We start from the raw sequence: 2,461 nt of genomic DNA, 5'->3' as shown, positions 1-2,461 counted from the left end.
GCATGCAATGCAAGGGGTTTAAACCCCTTGTTACCCATTGCCTATGTACAATTAATTTTGCCCAAGTACTTAAACCCTAAAGGGTTAACAGGTATCTAAAAAATTAGACAATATTATATAATCTTGGATATTTTGATTGATTTTTAACCTTTTTGTCCAAGTTTTTAGTAGTGATGAATAGAGGGTTTCTAACTAACGGAAGTAGTGAAAAGGGTTAAAACCCTTACTACCAACTATTAAATTTTTCAGCATAAACAAAAAGCCCTACCTGAATTAACAAGTAAGGCTTCGAGTATTAGATTTAACTAATTTAGATTAGAAGGTGAAGGTAGTTCTTAAAGTACCGATGACTTGACTAGAATTATTACCTTGGTTAGAAGAATTAACCCAAATAACACCGGGAGTTACGGAAATGTTATCAGTTAACTGGTATCTGTAGAATCCTTCAATGTGAAGGGGTACAGTATCATTACTAACACGAACACGACGGGTACTACTGCTTACCGGGGTTCCAGCACTATTTAGGACAGTATCGGTAACAAAAAATGTGTTAGTAGCATTATAGGGTTGAACACCAGCAAAGATACCTAAAACGCTACCTTCTTTGAATAAATCAGGGAAAGCAATACCACCACCATAACTCCAAATATCATCATTTCCACGACCGATTCTGGTTAAGTTAGTATAGTTAAAGAAAGCACTGAGACTTACTCCTTTAGTAACACGCCATGCCAATTGAGATCCGTAGGAGTTACTAATTTTATTTCCTTGATCCATAGTTGTTGTTACACTTCCACCTTTAGGAATGAAAGTATTACTAGCAACAGGAACATTACTAAAAATACTAGCTAATTGATCATTACTTTGGTTAGCAAGTTGTGTACCAACAACACCAAAACCACTACTTGCACCATATCCAAATACAGGACTATTAGCACTGTGATAACCACTGACATAGGTAAAGCCAAGGGCAAAGGTATCACTCATGTTAAAGTTAAGTTGACCTAAAACAGAGTAGTCACCATTGAAAATACCTTCTCCATCTTTGGGAGAGTTAGGAGAACCACCAGCTAAATAACCAACGCTAAAGGTACTAGGACCAAGTAAACTTTCTAAGAAACCTAAGCGATAACTAAAACCTACCCCTGAACCACCACCAATACGATAGATGGGACTCGAAGATGCAAAAGTACTTAATGCACCATTACCACCATCATAGTCTTCAAAGAAAGGATTTAAAGTGGGAACATAGTCAGTATGAATACCACCCCATCCTGCTATATAAGTTTTGATTTCGCTCTTCTCACTTAATTTAATCGGTGCATAGTAAGCTAACCAGTCAACTTGAACATCGTTATTGACACCGGGATATAGATTGAAAGTTTGATTTAAAGTTGCACTATTACTATTGATAGTGGGGTTAGTCACAGGTACCCCACCAGTACTAAACTGGTTTCTACCTTCGGCGTTGAAAGCACCAGCGTTACCAGCAGATAAACGAGTGATTAAAGTGTCTTCTCCAGTGAAACTGGTATTTAAAGCTAAACGGACACGATCAGCTAGAATAGCTTGGTTACCACTGTTGAAGTTTTGGGTTAATGCCATAATGACTTCCCCTTTCAACTTGGTAGTGGTAGAAAACTGATGATCTTCTAAGAAAGCAACTCTACCTTCTAGGTTGTCAACTCTTGCACCTAAAGCGGCCAACTCAGATTCAAACTCAGTCATTAAGCGTTGTAATTTAGCGATGTCTTCTCTGGTAACGGCTTCACTAGCAGCAATTAAACGTTCCATTTGTTGCATACAAGCGTTTAAACCTGCGGCGAACTCATAGCGACTTAAAGCACGATTTCCTCTGAAGGTACGATCAGGATAACCGACGATACAACCATAACGTTCAACTAAACTACGGAGAGCTTCAAAAGCCCAATCGGTAGGAGATACATCTCTGAGTTGAGATACGCTGGTTACTTGATCTTTAGAGGAGGAAGTAGTACCCTCAGCACTGTAGTTATCTAGTTGATTAATAATTTGTGTGTCAGACTCAGCATTTACCTGAGCAATTTCGTTGGCTTGTACTTGTTGAGTAGCCAAAAGACTAGCACCCACTAATAAAGGGGTTAATTTGATTGAATTCCAAAAATTTTTTTTCATAGTTAGGTATCCTCACACCTTAAGGTTTTGCTATTAACTGAATAGTTTATGTTACAGTGAACAGATTTACTTTAGTGTTTATCATAACATAAAAAAGTTTTTTTATCATTTAATTTTCTTCACTATGTTAACATTTCTTAACTTTCTCTGAAAAAACTTCAATGACTTAGTAAAACTTCAAACATCCTAGCTTATAAAATTTGAAATGGCAAGGTTCTTTAAAAATAGATGCTTTTAAGCCCTTTGCCCGAAGAATTTAGAATGAAGAAATTTACCCATTGCCCCGATGCCTTGTTCCCTATAGAAC

General features: G+C 37.2%; 1 protein-coding gene. It reads right to left on the bottom strand.

Annotation, left to right across the window (positions count from 1 at the left end):
- Positions 1-315: 315 nt before the first annotated feature.
- Positions 316-2,154 carry an iron uptake porin gene (locus tag FWJ34_RS19165; protein WP_308256924.1) on the bottom strand — a complete coding sequence of 613 codons (1,839 nt, stop codon included), beginning with the start codon at positions 2,152-2,154 and terminating at the stop codon, positions 316-318.
- Positions 2,155-2,461 lie beyond the last annotated feature (307 nt).

This window comes from Geminocystis sp. GBBB08 (assembly GCF_016743215.1).
Lineage (GTDB): Bacteria > Cyanobacteriota > Cyanobacteriia > Cyanobacteriales > Cyanobacteriaceae > Geminocystis.
Note: the sequence above shows the minus strand (reverse complement) of the source record. Positions and strands in the feature narration are given on the sequence as shown.